Origin of the sequence: Acidaminococcus sp. (assembly GCA_022482815.1) — a bacterium.
GTDB lineage: Bacteria > Bacillota > Negativicutes > Acidaminococcales > Acidaminococcaceae > Acidaminococcus.
Map to the genome: position 1 here is coordinate 282110 of JAKVOM010000001.1, position 18454 is coordinate 300563.

An 18454-nucleotide genomic window follows, 5' to 3' on the forward strand; every position below is an offset into this window, starting at 1 on the left:
TGCATAAATTTATGAATATTAATTTCATTTTTACGTTTTTTATTCACTTTTTAAGAAAATACATTATAATAAAGTCAACATGAATTTGGGAGGCAGCGCCATGAAAATTGATTTGAATTCAGATTTAGGTGAAAGTTTCGGTAACTATAAAATCGGCATGGATGACCAAATCATTCCGCTCATTATCTCGGCAAATATTGCTTGTGGTTTTCATGCCGGTGATCCTGCCGTTATGCAAAAGACGGTTGCACTGGCTGTAAAAAACGGTACAGCCATCGGTGCCCACCCTGGTTATCCGGATCTGGTCGGCTTCGGACGCCGCAAGCTGGCTGCTTCGCCTGCCGATGTGTATGCCATGATTATCTATCAGGTCGGGGCTCTCGCTGCTTTCGCTGAAGCCGCTGGTTCAAAGCTCCAGCACGTCAAGCCCCATGGGGCACTCTACAATACAGCAGCCAAGGACGCAGCCCTGACGGAAGCCATTGCCCAGGCTGTTTACGATGTCGATAAAGACCTGATTCTCTACGCGCAGCCAGGTACGGAAAGTATCAAGGCAGCCCGGAAGATTGGCCTCAAAACAGCCTGCGAAGTCTTCGCTGACCGCAGTTACCAGGACGACGGCAGCCTGACCCCGCGTTCACAGCCCGGCGCCATGATTACGGACGAAGCAAAATCCATCGCCCAGGTTCTTTCCATGGTGATCGATCACAAAGTGACAACGCTTTCCGGCAAGGTCATTCCGATTGAGGCCGATTCTATCTGTGTGCATGGAGACGGGCCCAAGGCGCTGGCCTTTGTAACCAAGATCCGTGAAACGTTACAGGCCAAAGGTGTAGAAATTGCTGCTTCCGGCAGTTTCATTAAATAGAAAATAACAGACGCTGTGTTTCTGTGATGAAAGAAGCATGCGTCAGAAAAGTAGGTGCAGAGGGGGTATTAGTTATGGTAAAGAAAGTCGCATATTCTGAGGCGGTATGTTTGTATGTCATTACCGGATTTATGGTTTCCACCGCAGCCTTATTTGCCTATATCGGACATACTAATATTCTCTTATCATTCTGATTGCAAAAAATGGAAACAGCGGGCTTTTCCTATGGAAATTGCTCGCTGTTCTTCGTTTCATTCAATTTCTAAAAATGTACCGGCTGCTCCGGTACTTTCCCGGAGGAGGAAACAACTATGGAAACTGCAGAAGACTATCTGAAGCAGGCATCTTTTCACCCCGTAGGCGAAACGGCACTCATGGTTTCATTTGGTAATGTCATTTCTCCCGAAATCCTGCGCTGCACCTCAGCTCTGATGAAAGAGCTCAAGGCGCAGCCTTTTCCCGGTATAATCGAGTGCACAGCTTCTTATACAGGTTATACAGGCGTTACCATTTTCTACAATCCGGCTGCAGCTGTCAGGGAATCCACCAGCACGGACCTTGCAGAAAGCAAAGGTTATTCCGCAGTAATGGACCATGTGAAGACCTTGCTCAAAAACATCGTACTCACGGACAACGCCGACTCCCCTGTCGTCAAGATCCCGGTCTGCTTCGGAGGGGAATACGGACCTGATCTGGATGACCTGGCGGCCCAGCATCACCTGACACCGGAAGAAGTCATCCGCATCTATACAGAAGCAGATTATCTCGTCTATATGATTGGTTTCGCCCCCGGCTATCCCTACATGGGAGGACTGCCGGAAACATTGGCCACGCCGCGCCGCAAGACGCCGCGCCTCGTCATCCCGAAGGGCAGTGTAGCCATCGGCGGAGCCCAGGCCGGCATCTATCCCATGGAATCGCCTGGCGGATTCAATCTGATAGGCCGCACGCCGCTGGAACTGTTCCGTCCTGAAAACAAAGAAGATCCGACCGTGCTCCATTCAGGTGACCACGTAAAATTTTATGCAGTCAGCAGCGAGGAATACCAGGAAATTTCACAGAAAGAAGGGGCACAGCCATGCAAATAGAATTCATCAAGGGCGGTTCTCTGACAACAATCCAGGATCTGGGGCGGCATGGATATCAGCAGTACGGCGTCATTGTGAGCGGCGCCATGGATCCGGTTTCCCTCAAAATCGGAAATATGCTCGTTCAAAACTCTGTCAATGAAGGGTGCCTTGAAATGACGCTCAGCGGTGCTTTGTTAAAAGTGCCGGCAGGACTCGTTTTTGCGCTGACAGGTGCCGATATGGGCGCACGGCTGAACGGGATTCCCGTTCCTCGTTATAAACCGGTTTGTGCCACGCGGGATGCCCAATTGAGTTTTGGGTTTGCCAAAAAAGGAGCCCGTGCCTATATGGCTGTGGCCGGCGGTTTTGATGTTCCCATTGTCATGAACAGTAAAAGCACCTATCTCCGCGCCAAACTGGGCGGCTATCAAGGCCGCGCCTTAAAGGACGGCGACAAGCTCAGTCTCGGGGCACTCTCTCCCGCCCAGAAAGCACTGGGAGACCGTCTCTCCAGAAGGGCTAAACAGGGAGCTCCTTTCGGTGCAGCACCCTGGTCCATCGACTGCGATTATATCTTTGAAGATGCACCGATACACGTCACCGAGGGACTCCAGTATGACTGGTTCACGGAAAAGGGAATCTCTACCTTCTTCTCTTCCGACTACACCATTACTGCCAATGCAGACCGCATGGGCTACCGCATGGAAGGCCCACAGCTGGAATTCAAGGAAAAGAAGGATCTGATTTCCGAACCCATTAATCTGGGAGCCATCCAGGTTCCGCCGGATGGCAAACCCATCATACTCATGGCAGACAGACGACAGGAGGCTACCCCAAAATCGGGCAAGTCATGATGTCTGATATCCCGCATCTGGCACAGCTGCTGCCCGGCAAAACCATACGCTTTAAGAAAGTGACAATGGAAGAAGCTGAGACGTCCTTTATCCACGAGGAAGAGTATCTTAAGATGCTGGCAGACCATATCCCTCAAATGGAGCGGTTGTTATAGTGTACGTCAGACGAATACAACCATGAATCAAAATAGGACTGCGAAAATATAATCGCAGCCCTATTTTTTATTCCTTTTTCTGCTGAAAAAGGCAAAAATTTTGCAGGATTTTAGAGTTATCTTTATTTCACGTAATTTAAGAATTTTTAGGCAATTTCCGGAAGCGGCTTAAATTCTACTTCTGCATTACTTTTATAATTTTTCCCTTATGTGATTATTCTCAACTTCTTATTTGAGGCACGTTTCAAACTGTGTTACGATTTTTTTAGAAAACATTAGAGGCGTGTAATAACAAGGAGGCAGCACGATGAAAAATGCAGTCGGCCGTGACATTCCAGATGGACTTCTCGCTCAAACGGGAAAAGATATTTTCCGGGGCAGTTTCCATAAGGACGGAATCCTTTATCAAAAGGCTGTCCACAAGGCACGGGCCCAGGTAAGTCCCCGGCGCAGTAAAGTGAAAGCCTCCCTGCGTGAAGCGCTTCTATCCTGTAATCTCCACGATGGCATGACCTTCGGGTTTCACCATCATTTCCGGGAAGGCGACTATGTCGTTTCCCTTGTCATGGATGCCGTTCACGAACTTGGTCTTAAAGATATCACCATATGTGCCAGCTCCCTTGGCAAGGCCCAGGAATCCATCGTTCCCTACATCGAGGACGGAACCATTACGGGCATCGAATCATCCGGTGTCCGCGGTAAAATTGGTGAAGCCATCTCCACGGGCAAGCTGAAGAATCTTGCCATTATGCGGAGCCATGGCGGCCGCGTACGTGCCATCGAATCGGGAGAGACCCACATTGATATTGCCTTCATCGGAGCTCCCACCTGCGACCCGATGGGAAATTGCCGGGCTGTGGGAGGAAAGAGCGACTGCGGTGTACTGAGCTATTCTATGGTGGACGCGCAATACGCTGATTACGTCATAGCGATTACAGATACACTAGTACCCTTTCCCAATATCCCCGCTTCCATTTCCATGGTCGACGTCGATGCTGTCGTTGTAGTTGATGCCATCGGGGATCCCCAAAAGATTGCCACGGGGCCTGCCAAACCGACGACAGACATGCGCAAGCTCCTTATGGCTCGCTATACTACAGAGTTTTTGGTCCACACCCCCTTTTATAAAGATGGATTTACCTACCAGACAGGTGCCGGCGGGGCCTCTCTCGCCTCTACGGGATACCTCGCCGAGCACATGCGTAGGGACGGAATCCATATGGGCCTTGCCCTGGGAGGCATCACGAAGACCATGTGCGACATGATGGACGAGGGACTCATCGACCGCATCGTCGATGCCCAGGTCTTTGACACAGGTGCCATCGAGAGCATCAAGGCCCATCCCGACCGTCACATTGAGATTTCCACCAGCGAATATGCTGACCCCTTCAACAAGGGATCTTATGTCAATAACCTGGACTTTGTCATCCTGGCTTCTCTCGAAGTAGATACCCACTTCAACTGCAATGTGGTCGTCGATTCAAGCGGCATGATTACAGGCGCCCAGGGCGGTCATCCGGATACGGCCGCCGGAGCCCGCTGTACGATCGTCGTTGTCCCCCTCCTGCAAAGCCGCATCCCAGCGGTACGGACAGAATGCACGACCATCACGACCCCGGGAGAAACGGTGGATGTTGTCGTCACGGATTACGGCATCGCCATCAATCCCAGGCGGCAGGACCTGATGGAAGCCATGAAAGACGTTGACCTTCCCTTCTGTACTATCGAGGAGCTGCGCGACCGAGCCTACGCCATCGCGGGCACACCCGATCCCGTCCGCTTCAAGGACCACATTGTTGGGATTATTGAAGCTCGTGACGGCAGTATCATCGATATCGTTCGGCAGATTGATCCTGTCGTTCAGATATAACCATTTTTACGTGGGTGATGGACACCCCACGCAGGATTTATTCATGGAGTTACACTACCACAGACCGCCATCTTTATCCTATTCCATGAACTCTTTCCTGCCGGCATAAGATTTACCTTATGGGTTTTCACACTCACACCTAGCATCAAAGTTATGAAAGGAGTTTAATTATGAGCGACGAAAAAAAGAAAAGTTTTACCCCCTTTGGCTTGAAATGGCAATTGTGCCTCGGGTTCATTGTCATCATCCTGGCAGGGGCATGGACCGGTTCGCTGAGCACGGACCTGGCCGGCGGATTTGCCTTCATGTTGGCTCTTGGTATTATCTTTAATGAAATCGGTGAACGAATTCCGTTCTGGAACTCCTACATCGGCGGCGGTCTGGTACTTACCTTTATTGCATCGGCTTATTTATTTACCAACAAGTTGATTCCGGCCAAGTACGCAAAAACTGTTAGCCTGGTCATGGATGATGCCGACTTCCTGAGCTTCTTCATCGTCTTCCTGATTTGCGGTTCTATCCTGGGTCTGGAAAAGAAGCTCCTTCTGAGATCCTTTGCCGGATACCTGCCGGCTATCTTCGGCGGCCTCATTGGTGCTGCTATTCTCGGTATTGCAGGCGGCTTCATTTTTGGGATTGATCCTCAAAACATCCTCCTGAACTACGTACTTCCTATCATGGGCGGCGGCAACGGCGCCGGTGCAGTTCCTCTGTCTCAGATTTATGAAACCATTACAGGCGATAAGGCGGCAAACTACTACACCTTCGCTATTACCATTCTGACCATTGCAAATATCTTCGCCATCCTGACGGCAGCCCTTCTGGATCAGCTTGGTCATAAACATCCTGAACTCACCGGTGACGGCAACACGCTGATGCGCACCTCCGGTAAAGAAGTTGAAGCTGAAAAGACCGATGCTATTCCGACCATCAAGGATATTGGCGGTGCCTTCTTCATGGGCGTTGGCTTCTATGCAGCAGGCCGTCTGATGGGCAAAGCTATTCTGCCGACGGTCTTCGGTGTTGCTATTCACCCGTTCGCCTGGATGATCATCCTTGTCACCATCGCTGCTATGCTGGGTATTGTTCCTGAAAAGACCAAGGCCGCTGCTAAGCGCCTGCAGTCCTTCATGAGCTCCTGCCTGGTACTCGTCATCATGGTCGGCGTCGGTGCCGACACGAACCTGAACCAGCTGATTGCTGCTATCAACCCGAGCAACGTTGTTATTGCGTTCCTCATCGTTGTAGGTGCCATCATCGGTTCCGCTATCGTTGGTAACCTCGTTGGTTTTTATCCGATCGACTCTGCTATTACGGCCGGCCTCTGCATGGCTAACCGTGGTGGTTCCGGTGACCTCGCCGTTCTGGGTGCTTCTCACCGTATGGGCCTGATTGCTTATGCACAGCTCTCCAGCCGTCTTGGCGGTGGTATCGTACTGATTATCGGTTCCGTACTGTTCGGTGCTTTCCTGAAATAAGTAAAAAACTTGTGTAGACAAAAAAATAGGGGCTGTGAAATAATGTGTGTGCATTATTTCACAGCCCCTTTTACGCTGGTCGCCGGTCGCTGGCCGCGGGTCGCTCGTGGAAGAAAAATTGCCAGGGCATTTTTCTACGAACTTATAAAAATAAAACCTAAAAATTAGGTTAAGTGCTAAATTTCAGGTTTTATATCATATCTTATTTGAATCAAAAGCTTTAACACTCTGCTGCGGGCTAGGCTAAATGCCATATGCTAAAAGCCAAAAGCGCTTTTTATTTTTTCACAGCTCCTATTTTTTATCTGTGATAAAAGGCACCTGCCTCTCCCTGGTGCTTGGTAGGACCTCGCACGCTAGGTAGATTTCTTATGTCGAGTCAGTGTATTTTAAAGGCACCTCAGATAATCTGGTGCTCGGCTGGCCTCGCACGCATCTTATCTGAGAGCTTTTTAAAGGAATCTTTTTATGTCTGGCGCAGAAATATGGACGCATCTATTGTGTCAGACGGACTTAGGAACCACTCGATATACTATTTTTGTATTATCTCGGGTTCCTAAGTCCGCCTTCCTCGTAACTGCGCCTATCTTCAGTGCCAGCCATAAAAAGAAAATGAAAAATTGGAGTGAAATGGAGTAAGGCGTAATGGAGGTTACTTATCTGTGGCTGTCTTGCATCAGAGTCCATCAGAAACAAATTAAAAACATAATGATATTTAGTTGCACTTTTCTAAGTTGAACATGTGCCTTATTTTTTATTTTATTAAAGAATCGACTTCATCCGGACGAGCTGCTATTTTGTGTTCCTTCTTTCGTACCGCCACTTGTTATCGTACTGATTTTCCACCGCAAGCGTTCCCCTTCTTCTTCGCGGCGCTCAAAGAAGGCCAAATGCAGCTGCTATGGAAAAATCATCTACTGCAAACAAAACGACCCCCGCACGTAATCAATTGTCGATTGCGTGCGGGGTTCGTTTTGTTTCATTTAGTTAAGTTAGCGGACATCCAAAGTCAGCACTCAGAACCCAAGGTTTTCGTTCACCAGAATCACCTTAATGCGTCCCTTCTCACGGGAATAGCGCGTGATGAGAAGGTTGCAGCAGAGCGTATCAGGGGATTTACAGTCAGCGCAGGCACCATTTACTTTACACGGGGTCTTGATATGAGGAAAATGCTGTGCATTAATAGGTGCGGCCACGTTCCGCGTCCTGAGGACGGCGTGTTCCAGGTTCTTCGTAACTTTGTTCATACCCACAATCATGAGAACCGTCTTGGGACCGTAGGCAATGCAGGACACACGGTTGGAATTGCCGTCCATATTCACCAGGATGCCATCTTCCGTAATGGCATTGGTACTCGACAGGAATGTATCGCAGCTATGGGCTTTCAGCATCATTTCCCGTTTTTCTTCCGGAGTTTTCTTCGTAAACGGATTAAAGACCGTATAGTGGCCGTGGACAAGAACGTCTTTCAAACCGATTTCCTCAACAGAATGAGTTCCGCCCCAGCTGACACTCGACCCCTGCGGAATGAGATCCAGCGCAAGGCCCAGTGCCTCTTCCTTTGTCTCGACAAAATAGCCTTCCATATTGCGGCTTCTGAGGCCCGCAATGACTTTTTGAGCAACCTTCCGGTTGCGTTCTTTTTCTTCCGGCAGCATGTGCTTCCCTCCTGTCAGACTTCTAATAATGCCCTATTATTATACCATGATAGGAATAGAAAAATGCGCCGCTACTTCACGATGCTGGGAAGCCAGGTTGCCAGTTCCGGGAAGAAGCAAATCACAAGGATTCCCAGAGCCATGACGCAGATATACGGGATAACCCCGCGGATGATATCTTCCATCCGGCTGTCAGGGCTTACGCCTTTGAGGACAAAGAGGTTCATGCCGACAGGAGGCGTGATAAGAGCCATTTCCATGTTAATCTGCATCACAACGTTGAACCAGATGGGATCAAACCCCAGCTGTTTGATGACCGGGTACAGAATAGGAACGGTAATAAAGATAATGGAAACCGTTTCGAGGATGCACCCCAAAAAGAGAAGCAGGATATTGATCAGGAGGAAGAATACCCAGCGGCTTACATCCACTTCTGTCACCATCGTCGTGAGGGCCTGCGGAACCTGAAGGATGGTAAGGACGAAGCCGAACAGAGAGGCTCCGACCATAATGGCAAAGATCATGGCCGAAGTTCCGACGGTATCCATGAGGATTCCCGGAAGGTCGCGGAAGCTCAGGGTCCGGTAAATTACAAAAGTAATGAAAAGGGAATAAACCGTCCCTACAGCAGCCGCTTCAGTCGGCGTAAAGGCGCCTGTATAAATACCGCCCACAACAAGAATCGGAAGGAAAAGGCCCCAAATGGATGACCTGAGGGCCTTCATGCGTTCCTTGAAAGGTGCCTTGGGCTGAAGAGCCAGATGTTTCGATTGGTGCACCACAATGATAATGAAGAAAAGAGTCATCAAAACGCCGGGGATGACGCCGCTCATGAACAACTGCCCAATGGATTCTCCCGTAATGGAGCCGTAGAGAATCATCGGAATCGAAGGCGGAATAAGGATGCCCAGCGTCCCGCCGCCGGCGACTGCACCAAGAACGACAGAGCGGTCATAGCCGCGCTTCAGCATTTCCGGAATTGCCATGGCCCCAATCGTGACCGCACAGGCCACACTGGATCCTGTAATAGCAGCAAAGATGCCGCAGGCAACAATCGTTGCAATACCGAGACCGCCGGGAAGGTGACCGAGCCACTTATTGCCGAGTTCAAAGAGGTCGGAGCCTACATGTCCCTTGAGCAGAATGGCACTCATGAGGATGTAGAGCGGCACGGCACACAGCACGAAATCATCCAGTGCCTTATAAGCAAGGATTGGAATCTGTTCCAGGACGCCGTCGCCGGGCATAAAGAGCAGCATGCCCAGAAGGCCTGATGCTCCGAGGGAAAAGGCCACAGGAACACCGATGGCAAGAAGGATCAGCAAGGCAAGTGTAAAAAGAATAATCATGCGGCCGCTCCTCCTTTCTTTTCACCATGGGATGCAAGAGCCTGCACATTTTCTATCAGCATCCGGACAAACTGCAGGAGCAGGACAATCGTCCCGACCGGCAGGGATAACTGCGGAATCCACAGCGGCATGCGCAGGGTACTGGCAGCGAGCATATCCAGGTCGTAAGACATGTACGCCATTTCAGCCGACTTCCAGCAAAAAATGACAGTAAATATAATGCAAATGATGCAGGATACAATGCGCAGAATGATGTTCGTGCGCTCTGACAAATGGGAAATGACCATATCGACATGGATGTGGCGGCCCTTGGCAAGGGCCGTCCCCATCCCCAGAAATCCTGCCATGAGAACACAATAGGTCGAAATTTCCGTCGCCCACTCTGTGGGTTGATTAAAGACCCCACGAGAAATGACTTCATAGAAAATCGCAAACACGGGAATAAAGAGAAGGATACCCGCCATAATGCCCGTGATGCGCGTTATGACGTCAAGGAAACGATTAAATGCTTTCATGAACCTCGCCTTCCCTCATGCATTAGCAGCCATATCCAGAACCTTCTTACCGATTTCGCCGGTATGTTTCAGGAACGTATCCCATACGGATTTCGTCGCGTCACGCCAAGCCTGAAGCTCAGCTTCCGGGACCACATAGACTTCCATGCCCTTTGCCTTCAGATCATTGAGGCCCTTTTCATCCATGGCCTTTGCATTTTTACGGATTTCGTCCCGGACTTCATTGGCTGCTTCCATGAAGGCCTTCTGCTGGTTGGCGTTCATCTTTTTGAAAGAACGGTCATTCATAGCCAGGATAAATTCAGGCGATGCATGATTCGTAATGGTCAGGTACTTGGCAACCTCATAGATTTTGCGGTCACGCATAGCGCTGGTACCGGAACTTTGTCCGTCAATCGTACCGCGCTGCAGAGCCATATAGACTTCACCGGAGCCCATCGTTACCGGGGAAGCGCCCAGTGCCTTGATGGTTTCCGAGGAAAGTTCGCTATAACCGCGCATCTTCAGGCCTTCAAAATCTTTCGGGGTCTTGATGGGTTTCTTATTGTTGGCAAACTGTACAAAACCGTAGTCTGCCCAATAAACAACCTTCACGTGCTTCTTTGCCAGTTCATCGGCCAGAATCTTGCCCATACCGCCGTCGATGGCACGGTCAATCTTCGCATAGTCCGGGAAAACAAAAGGCACATCAAAAACTTCCATGGCCGGAACAACCGTGGCCCAACGTCCTACCGTGTTGAGACCCATATCGACGCCGCCCGTCATGATGGCATCGTTCATACTCTTATCGTTATAAAGCTGGCCTGCCGGATACGCCGTGATAGACACTTCACCGTTGGTCTTATCCTTTACTTTCTGGATAAAAGAATCCACACTCTTGGCAAGGGGATGATCGGCCGGTAAATGGTAGGCGAGCTTGTACTCAATTTTTCCGCCCTTTCCCGCGGATCCCGTATCCTTCGCTTCCTTCTTACCGCAGCCGGCAGATACCACCATAATGGAGGCCATGCAGGCAGTGAGCACCATCTTCATGAATTTCCCTTTTTTCATTTTTACTTCCTCCTCATTGCAAACTTGAATGACAGGGACCGCTGTATACTGTATCCAAAAATATTCAGGTATTAAAAACGCCCCTGCTGGATTTCTTCCAGCAGGGGCGACGGTTCGCGGTACCACCCTACCATTGTACTCTTGGCCTTGTAACGCATCCACAGCGCCTTGCCCTAGGGACTCATGTCTTTCAGGTAAGGGGTTCGCAGGCGAGAAGCACGAATTATTGGTCGCACCGTCTCACACCCACCGACGGCTCTCTGAGTTCCCTCTTTCGCGCTATTCCTGGTCATTACCTTTAAATTTTGAAATTTGATATTGGGACAATTATAACATGCTTTTCTTCATTGTCAACATTTTATTTGATATATATTCTTGTTTCAGTAAAACATGTAAAGTAAGTGACAACATTTTTGTAATTTGTGCGTTTTGAGAAAACATGAGAGAGTGGTTAGTTTGTAGCGGTTAGTACAATCGTCTGAGCAAGCTGTGGCGCTTCGCGCAAAAAAATGCTGTGACGCTGTGGCCGCCCAGGGCGGCGAAAGAAAAAAGCTATCCTCCCCCACTTCGTGGTTCTTCCTCCTTTCGAAGCCGCGAAGCGGCTTGAAAGGAGGTCCTAGAGGAATTCCAAACCTTACGGTTTGGCTTAATTAAGGCGGCTTGAAAGGAGGTCGCGATAGGGGCTGGTACCCTAATTGGAGATTTGACTTGGCTTGAGTGGACGTCTGCTAACCTGCGGATATGCTATAATAAGCAGGACAATCATACCGGGAGGTTCCTACGTTGAACTTATTCTTACTGATTCTTCAATTTGGTCTGGACTATATTCTTCTGTCCATATATGTTTTCTTTTTCTACAGCCTGGCTGCCATGATTTTGCCGCCTTCCTCCATGGCCGAGCTCAATGCTTCACCCATGCTGCAGTCATCGGGGCTCTGTATGTGCCTCATCATACCGGCTATCCTGAGTCGCTTCCCCTTCTTCCAGCGCTTTCTCATCTACCTCATGGGCGTCAGGAAGGCAAAGGGAACGGAACGGGATATTCTGGAAGCCGCCGCGGCGCCAATTTTCCAGCGTGCACATGCGGAAAGAGAAGATTATCATCTCTTCGTAGATAATAAAAAACAGCTCAATGCTTACGCCATCGGGGATAACAATATCGTCGTCACAAGGCCGGTTCTCTCGGCTCTTCCCATCCCCGAAATCAGCGGCATTCTGGCCCATGAAATGGGACACCTTCAGCACCGCCACACGCGCTGGCTCCTCATAAGCTATGGCATGAGCATGCCCCTCGCCGTTTCAAATTTTCTCTACCGCATCATCGTCATGGTGCTTAGTCTCTTCCTTGCTATCCCCATTTTGGGTTTTCTTATTGCCCTTTTTGTTTTCGTTTTCAATGTCTTGATCCGCATTACAAGCGCCTGCATGGGACTTCCAATTCATTTGCTGGAACTTTACAACTCAAGACAGAATGAATACGAAGCCGACCGCTATGCCTGCAGCATCGGTCTTGGCGCCGAACTTTACGCTGCCCTGTCAGCTATCACACAGAACGGAGCCTATGAACAGACCGGATTTCTTGCCACCCTTTTCTCGGACCATCCTTTGACAAGGGATCGGCTGGAGCGGTTAGCTGAGATGGTGCAAAACGGCGTTGGAGAGTAAAAGGCACCTGCCTCAGTGAGCGGAGGCGCTTCGTCGTGTTGAAAAAATCCTCGTACCCAGGCAATGATTGCCCAGGTGCGAGGACTATTTTTATGCAATTACCAATATATCACTGGCTGACGGTTTATCGACACATGGTTAAGAATGATTGCGCCCATGCATTGTCACTTCGCTGCACTCATTCTCCCATCCTTCTTCATTTTCCAGAACAAGGCCCCGATAAGTACATCGGCTGCGATCCAGCTAATCGGGTAGCAGTACATAATATTCCGAAATGTCGGGTTCGCTGCATAGGCCGTGTAAAGCCACAGAAGGCGGCTCCCGACGATGCTCACCAGCATAGCAACAGCCGGCGGCAGGGAATTGCCAAAGCCCCGCATGGAAGCGGCCATGCTTTCGTAAATCGTGCAAAGGAAATAGAATCCTATAATCAGATGGATTCTCATCATACCGAGTTCTACGCCTTCCTCACTAAGCCCAAAGAATCCCAGGAAAGGACGCGCCAGGAGGAATACAATACCTGTGAGGATGCAAGTGAAAATGAAGTTCAGCTTCATGCCCCTCCGCACGATCTCATCGCACCGTTTCAGGTTCCCGGCCCCATAATTCTGGCTTGTAAAAGTCGTAATTGCCTGGCCAAAAGCAATGATAAACGGATAGGTATTGATTTCCATCACAAAGGCAGCTGCCGATGCCGCCATGGCAAGAGCCCCTTCACTATTGATGGCTGACTGGATGACCAGATTGGAAAGATTAAAGACCATGCCCTGAATGCCGGCTGGCACCCCGATGCGAAGAATCTCCCTGATATCATTCATGCGAACCCGGATAGCACCCGGATAAAAATGCAGGACACCGTGGCCATGCCGCAGCATCCGAACCAGGAGTCCGGAACTGACATAATTGGCAATGGCCGTCATAGCCACCACGCCGGTAAGACCAAGACCGCAGGCAACGGCCGCCAGATTTCCCACGATGTTGACAATACTTGCCGTCAAAAGAGCCAGCAGGGGCGTCCGTACGTTCCCATGACTGCGGTAAATAGCCGAGAAGAAATCATAGAGTGTCATCCCCGGCATGCCAAGCAAATAAATGCGTAGATAATGTTCCGAGGCATCACGCACTTCCATTGGCACGTCCATCCAGACCATAAGCGGATCCGCAAAAATTTCTCCGACAAGAAGAATAAAAAGACCTGTCAGAACAGCCATAAGTACCGTCGTATGAATGGCCTCGGAGGCTTCCTTAAGACGGTTTCCGCCCAAAAAGCGGGCAATGAGAACATTGGCCCCCAGGGAAATTCCCAGAAACAGATTGACCAGAATGCCAATAATGGGGGCATTGTTGCCCACAGCTGCCAGTGCCTCCGTCCCGACAAAACGGCCAAGCACAAGAATATCTGCCGTATTGAACATCTGCTGCAGAATTCCTATGAGAGCCACCGGAACGGCAAACCTGAATAAAGGTCTCGTCAAAGACCCATGAAGCATATCAATTTCGGAACGACTCATAATACCCACTCACCCTTTGCATATCCCTTTTCCCTGGTTTCATTATACGCTATACGTCCAGAGGGAGAAAGTACCGGTAGAACAGAAGTAAGTGGGGAGTACAATCGTGCGGGCAAATTGTCGGCTGAAGCAGGAGGCTGTCAGCAGCTAGCTTGCAGATAGCAATTGGCTGCAGCCAACGGAAGGCAATGAAAGGCGCTTTTGGCCTATGGCATTTAGCCTTGGCGATAGCAGTGTGTTAAAGCTTTTAATTCAAGTAAAATATGATATAAAACCTGAAATTTAGCACTTCTCCTGAATTTCAGGTTTTATTTTTATAAGTTCTTAGAAAAATGCCCTGGCAATTTTTCTTCCACGGGCGGGAAGCGGACGGCGGGCTGCGGAAAGCATGAAGGCCAACGAGAACAGGACGTTCCCGTTGGCCTTCTTGATTCGTTTTTAGGGGGATAGATCGAATCTGTCATCAAAATTACAGGTATTCTCGATTCAGCAACAAACTGTTTTTACTCAATTCTCTCTGAAGGTTCCTTCACTCTTGGAAACCATAACCGCTGTAGCAGCATCACCCATAATGTTAGGAACAACACGGCCCATATTCAGGATACGGTCGATGCCTGCCAAAAGGCCGATAGCTTCCATAGGAAGATTGACCGATGAAAGAACGATAGTCAGCATCACGAGACCGGAGCCAGGAATACCGGCAGTCCCGATAGATGCCAGGGTTCCCGACAGCATAATCATGATCTGCTGCGTAAAAGTAAGATCCACTCCGAAAATCTGTGCCGTAAATACAACGGCTACGGCTTCATAGATAGCGGTCCCGTTCATATTCATGACGGCCCCGAAAGGAATGACGAAGTTAGCAGTTTCTTCATCAACACCCAGTCTCTTGACACCTTCCAGGTTCAGCGGAATTGTCGCTACACTGGAGCACGTCGCGAAAACAAAGGTCATAGCCTCTTTCATGGTCTTTAAGAACTTCACCGGGGACACATGCGACATAACGCCTACCATCAGCCCGGCCTGTACAACAATCAGGTAGAACAAGGAGCAGATATAGAGTGCCGCAATCGTCTTAAGATACGGAATCAAGATTGCCGTTCCGTTCTTCCCTACGACCGTCGCCATAAGGCCAAGGACACCATAGGGCGTGAATTCGAGCACGATGTTAGTAATTTCCTTCATCGCTTCCTGACCGCTGCGGCAGAACTCAAGAACAGCCTTTCCTTTATCGCCTATCTTGAGAAGTGCAAATCCCAGGAAGAGGGAGAAGAAAATGATCTGCAGCAAGTTCATCTTTGCCAGCGATTCAAAGACGTTCTTCGGAATAATATTGAGCAGCGTATTAATGAACGATACATTCTCCACGGTCTTAGGTTTGGCTGCGGTAGAAATATCGACAAGAGAAACGCCGGACCCGATATTCATGACGTTCGAAACAACAAGACCCAGCACGATAGCAACGGCGGTACTTACCAGAAAGATAATGACTGTCTTGACGCCGATTCGTCCCAATCTCTTTCCGTCACCTACATCGGCCGCTGCACAGACGAGCAGCGTAAAGACGAGGGGTGCCACAACCATCGTAAGAAGTTTCGTCAAGATAGTTCCAAGAGGTGCAAGCACTGCTGCTTCAGGGCCCATGACCAGCCCCAGCAAAATACCCACAACAAAGCCTATCATAATGCGGGTAAACAGGCTCAGGCGATTCCAAGGTTTAAAGAAGAATCCCATGATTTTCGCTTCCTTTCCTCACACAAAACGGCAGATATGATCTACTGCAATGTCAGAGAATCCATAAATCTCCGCTTTTGTCATTTTCCCATTGCAGACATCTTTCATTTCTTCAAGCAGCTCTTTCCCACATTCCTTAAAGGTTTTCGTACCTTTGATAATGGGGCTCAAGTCAAAGTCCATATTGTCTTCCATCCGGCGATACGTATTTTCATTGGCAGTCACCTTATAGACAGGAGCAATGGCGTTGCCTGTCGGGGTTCCCCGCCCCGTCGTAAAGATAACAGCGCTGCATCCGGCAGCCACCATGGAAGTGACGGAAGAAATATCATACCCTGCCGTATCCATGACGATAGCCCCCGTCTTGGACGGTTTTACGGCCTGGTCCAGTACCTCCACAATAGGACGTGTTCCGCCCTTCCGGATACAGCCGAGACTTTTCTCATCGATTGTAGAAAGGCCGCCGGCCTTATTGCCGGGTGTCGGCTGGCCTGCGCGGCAGTCCTGTCCGGCCAGTTTCAGATGCTCTTCGTACCGTTCGCAAATGCGGATGATGGCGTTGTGAAGAGCCGGGGAAGCGGCGCGCTTGGCGAGTACGTGTTCGCCCCCGATCCATTCAATGGATTCACTCATAATCGTGGAAGCACCTAAATCGACGAGCAGGTCACTCAGTTCACCTACGGCCGGGTTACTGGCAATGCCGGACGTCGCATCCGATCCGCCGCACTCGATGCCAAGGAGAAGATTGGAGATATCCACCAGTTCACGCTGCTGCAGCGAAGCGTCCATTACCATTTTCCGAGCGGCACGGATGGCTTTTTCAGCAGTTTTAACGGTTCCGCCTTCTTCCTGAATTCCATAGGAAACTACCGGTTTACTGGTCATCTTCTTGATTTTGTCCCGCAGCGCGGCATGACCTACGGTCTCACAGCCCAGCCCGATGATGACCACGCCATAGACATTCGGATTCGTCGCAAATCCCGTCAGGATTCTCTGCGACATCTCCGTATTGGCAGCCACATCAGAGCAGCCCGTATTGAATATGATATTTTTGGTTCCCTTTACCTGGCTCGAAACCACCCGGCACGTCTCACTGGCACAGGCACAAGTCGGCAGAATCAGAACATGATTTCTGATTCCCGCTCTTCCTTCCGGTCTCTTATAGCCCCAAATCTGCATGATTCCTTCCTCCTTATTCCTTGACCAGTTCACTTTCGTAATCACGGGGCACGCTGTAAATATTTTTATCGGAAACCCAGTGCCCCGCCTCAATCGGACATGTCGTCCTTCCAATCATTTCGCCGTACTTCAGGACAACATCGCCTTTTTCCAAATTGCAAAGTGCAATCTTATGGCAAAAAGGAATAGCCTCCTCCGCTGTTATGGATTTCAAGGTATCCCCATCCATATAGCTGACAAGTTCGCCCGCAGCAACAGCAGCTACGCAGGTAACGACGTTATCTTTGGCATCCATCAGCAATGCGTTGATCATTTTGTATCGCGCTCCTATTTGAATTTTCTGTATGTTCATCATATAATAGGGCTACAGTAAAAACAATTTATGTTTATTAAAAGCTTATTAAATATTTTTTAATTAGGAAGGAACAGTTATGCAGGCAGATGACAAATATATCCTTGAAATTTATCGAAAGGGAACATTGTCGGCAGCAGCGGATGCGCTCTACATGACCTCTCCTGCCCTTTGCATTTCTCTTCATAAAATAGAAAAAAGACTGGGCGTTCCCCTGTTCACCCGGACGCCCCATAAAATGATTCCTACAGAAGCCGGCAAAGAATATATCGGCATGTTAGAGGACATTGAGATGAGGGAACGCAATTTTACCCGTTATCTGGAGGACGTCAAACACCTGGAAACAGGAGAACTGATCATTGGCGGGACCCATTATATCAATGCCTATATTCTTCCTGATGTCCTTACCCGGTACAGTCAGCAGTATCCTCACATCCGTATTACCATCTATGAGAAAAGTGCCAAGCATCTGGAAGAAGATCTTTTAAAGCAAAAGATTGACGTGACACTGAGCTGTGATGAAAAAATCGTCCATACTATCAAAAGTTCTCCTGCTTTTACTGACCATATCCTGATAGGAGTCCCGCAGGAACATCCCATCAACAATGAGCTGCATCCGTTTGCCCTGTCCGCCGGTGATATCGCTGCTGGACGCCATATGGAAGACGACTGCCCCAGCCTTCCGATTTCCCGATTTAAGGATCTTGAATTTATCATGCTTTCCGAAGGGAATAACCTCCATGACCGTGCCTACGAATTGTTTCATCAGGCCGAACTGAATCCGAAAGTAAAACTTGAGATTTCCCAGATGATTACAGCTTTACATTTGGCAGAGCATGGATTTGCTGCCACCTTCATCAGCGACCGAAGCATCTCTCCCCATTGTCCCCTCCGCTTTTATAAAATCGACTCTGACATCGCAGTTCGTCAATTTTACCTGATTACAGGAACCAAACCGTATCTTCCCTTTGCTCTGCGGCGCTTTATGGACTTTTTCCCGCTCTCATCGAAAATGAGCTGATACTTGCTAAAAGATAAATAAGGAAATCAAGACGAACTTATCTTGCTGAGTCTCAAGCCACAATTTTCCTTTTCGCTGTTCGGTCGCTGGCCGCGAGCCGCCCGTGGAAGAAAAATTGTCAGGGC

General features: G+C 49.3%; 15 protein-coding genes and 1 pseudogene. 8 read left to right on the forward strand and 8 right to left on the reverse strand.

The annotated features are described in order from the left end of the window. Positions 1-100 precede the first annotated feature (100 nt). The 6 genes and pseudogenes from LKE33_01270 (at position 101) to LKE33_01295 (ending at position 6295) form a co-directional block, all read left to right on the forward strand. Entirely contained in the window at positions 101-868 is a 768-nt protein-coding gene (locus LKE33_01270; GenBank protein MCH3949557.1) for a LamB/YcsF family protein, read from the forward strand. Between the two features lie 311 nt (positions 869-1179). Beyond that, positions 1180-1956, forward strand: a complete 777-nt coding sequence (pxpB, locus tag LKE33_01275; GenBank protein ID MCH3949558.1) for a 5-oxoprolinase subunit PxpB — start codon at positions 1180-1182, stop codon at positions 1954-1956. Beyond that, a pseudogene (locus LKE33_01280) lies at positions 1947-2788 on the forward strand (biotin-dependent carboxyltransferase family protein). The gene pxpB and the pseudogene LKE33_01280 overlap by 10 nt, the downstream one beginning before the upstream one ends. Continuing rightward, entirely contained in the window at positions 2789-2947 is a 159-nt protein-coding gene (locus tag LKE33_01285) for a hypothetical protein (GenBank protein MCH3949559.1), read from the forward strand. 307 nt (positions 2948-3254) lie between these two features. After that, positions 3255-4817, forward strand: coding sequence for a citrate lyase subunit alpha (gene citF / locus LKE33_01290; protein ID MCH3949560.1), 1563 nt, complete (start codon positions 3255-3257; stop codon positions 4815-4817). 170 nt (positions 4818-4987) lie between these two features. Next, positions 4988-6295, forward strand: a complete 1308-nt coding sequence (locus tag LKE33_01295; protein MCH3949561.1) for a 2-hydroxycarboxylate transporter family protein — start codon at positions 4988-4990, stop codon at positions 6293-6295. 1016 nt (positions 6296-7311) lie between these two features. On the opposite strand, the gene LKE33_01300 is transcribed toward LKE33_01295, so the two are convergent. The 4 genes from LKE33_01300 to dctP all read right to left on the reverse strand — a co-directional run bounded on the left by LKE33_01300 (position 7312) and on the right by dctP (position 10867). Continuing rightward, positions 7312-7953: a lactate utilization protein gene (locus tag LKE33_01300; protein MCH3949562.1), complete on the reverse strand. Its 642-nt coding sequence runs from the start codon at positions 7951-7953 to the stop codon at positions 7312-7314. 71 nt (positions 7954-8024) lie between these two features. Further along, positions 8025-9302 carry a TRAP transporter large permease gene (locus LKE33_01305; protein MCH3949563.1) on the reverse strand — a complete coding sequence of 426 codons (1278 nt, stop codon included), beginning with the start codon at positions 9300-9302 and terminating at the stop codon, positions 8025-8027. After that, positions 9299-9817: a TRAP transporter small permease gene (locus tag LKE33_01310; protein MCH3949564.1), complete on the reverse strand. Its 519-nt coding sequence runs from the start codon at positions 9815-9817 to the stop codon at positions 9299-9301. Before LKE33_01310 ends, LKE33_01305 begins: the two co-directional genes overlap by 4 nt. Before the next feature lie 15 nt (positions 9818-9832). Next, entirely contained in the window at positions 9833-10867 is a 1035-nt protein-coding gene (dctP, locus tag LKE33_01315; GenBank protein MCH3949565.1) for a TRAP transporter substrate-binding protein DctP, read from the reverse strand. A gap of 783 nt (positions 10868-11650) precedes the next feature. Between dctP and LKE33_01320 the strand changes: the two genes are divergently transcribed. Further along, positions 11651-12532, forward strand: a complete 882-nt coding sequence (locus LKE33_01320) for a M48 family metalloprotease (GenBank protein MCH3949566.1) — start codon at positions 11651-11653, stop codon at positions 12530-12532. A gap of 164 nt (positions 12533-12696) precedes the next feature. Here LKE33_01320 and LKE33_01325 read toward each other — a convergent pair whose 3' ends face one another. From LKE33_01325 to LKE33_01340, 4 genes are all read right to left on the reverse strand, one after another. Further along, positions 12697-14043 (reverse strand): MATE family efflux transporter, encoded by a 1347-nt coding sequence (locus LKE33_01325; GenBank protein MCH3949567.1) that lies wholly within the window; start codon positions 14041-14043, stop codon positions 12697-12699. A 507-nt stretch (positions 14044-14550) separates the two neighbouring features. Continuing rightward, positions 14551-15777 (reverse strand): dicarboxylate/amino acid:cation symporter, encoded by a 1227-nt coding sequence (locus LKE33_01330; protein MCH3949568.1) that lies wholly within the window; start codon positions 15775-15777, stop codon positions 14551-14553. Positions 15778-15795: 18 nt separating this feature from the next. Beyond that, a complete protein-coding gene (locus LKE33_01335) occupies positions 15796-16956 on the reverse strand; it encodes a UxaA family hydrolase (protein MCH3949569.1) in 1161 nt (386 codons plus the stop codon). A 13-nt stretch (positions 16957-16969) separates the two neighbouring features. Beyond that, positions 16970-17269 (reverse strand): UxaA family hydrolase, encoded by a 300-nt coding sequence (locus LKE33_01340; protein ID MCH3949570.1) that lies wholly within the window; start codon positions 17267-17269, stop codon positions 16970-16972. 118 nt (positions 17270-17387) lie between these two features. On the opposite strand from LKE33_01340, the gene LKE33_01345 reads away from it, so the two are divergent. Further along, positions 17388-18329, forward strand: a complete 942-nt coding sequence (locus LKE33_01345; GenBank protein ID MCH3949571.1) for a LysR family transcriptional regulator — start codon at positions 17388-17390, stop codon at positions 18327-18329. Positions 18330-18454: the final 125 nt, after the last annotated feature.